This window comes from Pedobacter frigidisoli (assembly GCF_004331675.1).
Taxonomy (GTDB): Bacteria; Bacteroidota; Bacteroidia; order Sphingobacteriales; family Sphingobacteriaceae; genus Pedobacter; species Pedobacter frigidisoli.
In genome coordinates, this window is sequence record NZ_SJSN01000046.1 from 1 (window position 1) to 2,692 (window position 2,692).

The following is a 2,692-nucleotide window of genomic DNA, read 5'->3' on the forward strand; positions in this document are numbered from 1 at the left end:
TGGATATTCCGACCTATACTACACCACCCATTCCGAGGCATAGTACACCAGTCATTCCGAGCCAAAGTACACCAGTTTTTGTTTGAGGTAATTAAATATTCCGAGGCAAAGTGCACCACTTTTGGTTTATTGCAGGATTATTTCACTCTGCCATTCCGACACATACTGCACCACTATATTTACCATATCACGCAATTGGGCATAGTTTAACCCGCCAATTATATAGGTTTGGTAAGCATCAAGCTTACCCCTATAAATATGGCGAACAAACTGCTCAGCATGAATAAGATTAGACAGATACTCATTTTCCTCGATCAGGGCGTCTCCCAACGGAAAATAGAAAAAGAGGTCCGGGTCAACAGGCGAACGATCGCGAGTTACCTGGAAAAGTTCAGATCGACAGGTTTAACCTTTAATGGCTTGCTAAAGCTCTCTGATAGGGATATCGATGAGATTCTTGGCCTTGTAAAGCAAGAGGTAATGGAGGATGCTGACCCCAGGCGGGTTCATTTTCTTGAACATTTGGAATATCACAATGAACAACTCTCCTCCAAAGAAGGCGTAACCAGGTTATTGCTGTGGGAAGAGTATATTACCAATTACCCGGAAGGGTTTCAATATTCAAGATTCTGTGATCTGCTGCAGGAACATAACCGGGCCCCAAAGGCCGTTATGCATTTTGAGCATAAGCCAGCTGAGATGATGCAGGTAGATTTTGCCGGTGCACCACTGCATTATCTTGATACCTCTACAGGAGAACTCGTTAGCTGTCCAGTGTTTCTTGCCATTCTTCCCTTTAGCGGTTACGGTTATGTGGAAGCACTTGTAGATGCGAAGTTACCCCAGGTTGTATCAGCATTGAACAAAGCACTCATCTATATCGGTGGCGTGCCCAAAGGCGTAAAATCGGATAATATGAGACAGTGGGTATCCAAAAGCTCAAAGTATGAACCTGTCTTTACCGAGATGCTGGAGCAATGGGCCAACCATAACAAGATTGCGCTTTTTGCTGCTCGCCCGTACAAGCCAAAGGATAAACCAAGCATAGAGAACTTTGTGAGGATAGCCTATATGCGCATCTATGCGAAACTTAGGAACCAGACCTTCTATAGTCTCAAGGAATTGAATGAGGCAATCAGGATTAAGCTCAATGAACACCACCAGCTTAGTTTTCAACGCAAGAGTTTCAGCCGCTATGAGCTCTTCCACAATAATGAGTTAGCACTTTTGCAACCACTTCCCGAATCATCATTCTTTATCCAGCACTATACCAAGGCAAAAGTTCAGAAGAACTATCATGTTGTTGTAGGTGAAGACTGGCACTATTACAGCGTTCCATTCAGGTATATCGGCAAGGAGGTCAGGATATCATATTCTATGGACAGCGTTGAGATCTTCCATAATTGCACCCGGATTGCCATACACGTCCGGAGTTTCAGAAAACACCATTTTACCACGGTAAGGGAACATATGCCTGAAGCTCACCAATCTTTTTCAGATGAAAAGGGATGGGATCCTGAATATTATCTGAAACAGGCTGAAAAAGCGGGTCAGAACACTTATGACTTTATTCAAAAGCTGATGCAGAGCAATCCGGTGATACATCAATCATATGCTGGCTGCACTGGACTGATGCGGCTCTTGAAAGCCTACGGGACGGCAAGAATGGAAGCTGCCTGCAAAAGAGCACTCACCGGGCACAGGTTTAAATACACTGTAATAAAAAACATCCTTGACAATAATATGGACATGGTCAAGGAAACAGAACAAAAGGAATATAAGACACCACTACACCAGAACGTGAGAGGAGCCGAAGCATACAAAACCAATTGATAAAGATCAATATGAATACACAGAACACAGCAGATCAGATGAAGAGCCTAAGGCTCAGCGGAATGGCCAGGCGCTATGAGGCAACACTACAATTGCCAGTACACGAAATCCAAGACCCACATTCAATGCTCGCCATGCTTGTCCAGGCAGAGATCGAGTACCGTGAGCATGCAAGAACAGAAAAATATCTCAGGTTCAGTAAGCTTAGATATCATGCATTTCCCGAAGATATACTCTGTACCTCCGAGCGTGGCATTACCCGTGAACAGGTACTAAGACTATCGGACGGCACTTTTATTGAACGTGGTGAAAATGTGCTCATTACGGGCGCAACCGGGTGCGGGAAAAGTTTCCTCGCCTGTGCACTGGGACGCAGTTCCTGCCTACTTGGATTCCGTACGCTATATTTCAGTATGAATAAGTTTCTGGATGCCCTTGCCCAGGCAAGGCTCGATGGAACTTACCTCCGATGGATTAAGGGGATATCCTCAAACAGGCTACTGATATTAGACGACTTCGGGCTTAAGCCCCTGAGCAATGATGCCAGGATAGCAATACTTGATATTCTGGAGGATAGATACGGCAACGGTGCGACAATAATAACCTCGCAGCTGCCAGTGGATAACTGGTATAACTTTATAGATGAACCCACACTTGCAGATGCAATTATGGACAGGCTGTCAGCATCTGCTCACAGAATTGCACTTACGGGCAAATCCATGAGAAATAAAAAAAATCATTAAGTTTACAGAATATCGCTTTGTCCAAAAAGTGATATGGTTAAAAAGTTAGTGCTAAAGCCAGAACCAAACTGGTGCACTATGCCTCGGAATGTGGTGTACTTTGTTCGGAATAATCA

Annotated in this window: 2 protein-coding genes; both read left to right on the top strand. The window is 44.3% G+C overall.

Annotated elements, in window-relative coordinates:
* Window positions 1-279 precede the first annotated feature (279 nt).
* On the top strand, window positions 280-1,833 hold the full coding sequence (istA, locus tag EZ449_RS22355) for an IS21 family transposase (RefSeq protein ID WP_205943062.1): 1,554 nt from the start codon (window positions 280-282) through the stop codon (window positions 1,831-1,833).
* A gap of 11 nt (window positions 1,834-1,844) precedes the next feature.
* On the top strand, window positions 1,845-2,576 hold the full coding sequence (gene istB / locus EZ449_RS22360) for an IS21-like element helper ATPase IstB (protein WP_131563098.1): 732 nt from the start codon (window positions 1,845-1,847) through the stop codon (window positions 2,574-2,576).
* Window positions 2,577-2,692 lie beyond the last annotated feature (116 nt).

Bases quoted from the DNA above. Each gene is read 5' to 3' on its own strand.
- istA (WP_205943062.1), top strand. From the start codon at position 280: ATGAATAAGATTAGACAGATACTCATTTTCCTCGATCAGGGCGTCTCC.
- istB (WP_131563098.1), top strand. From the start codon at position 1,845: ATGAATACACAGAACACAGCAGATCAGATGAAGAGCCTAAGGCTCAGC.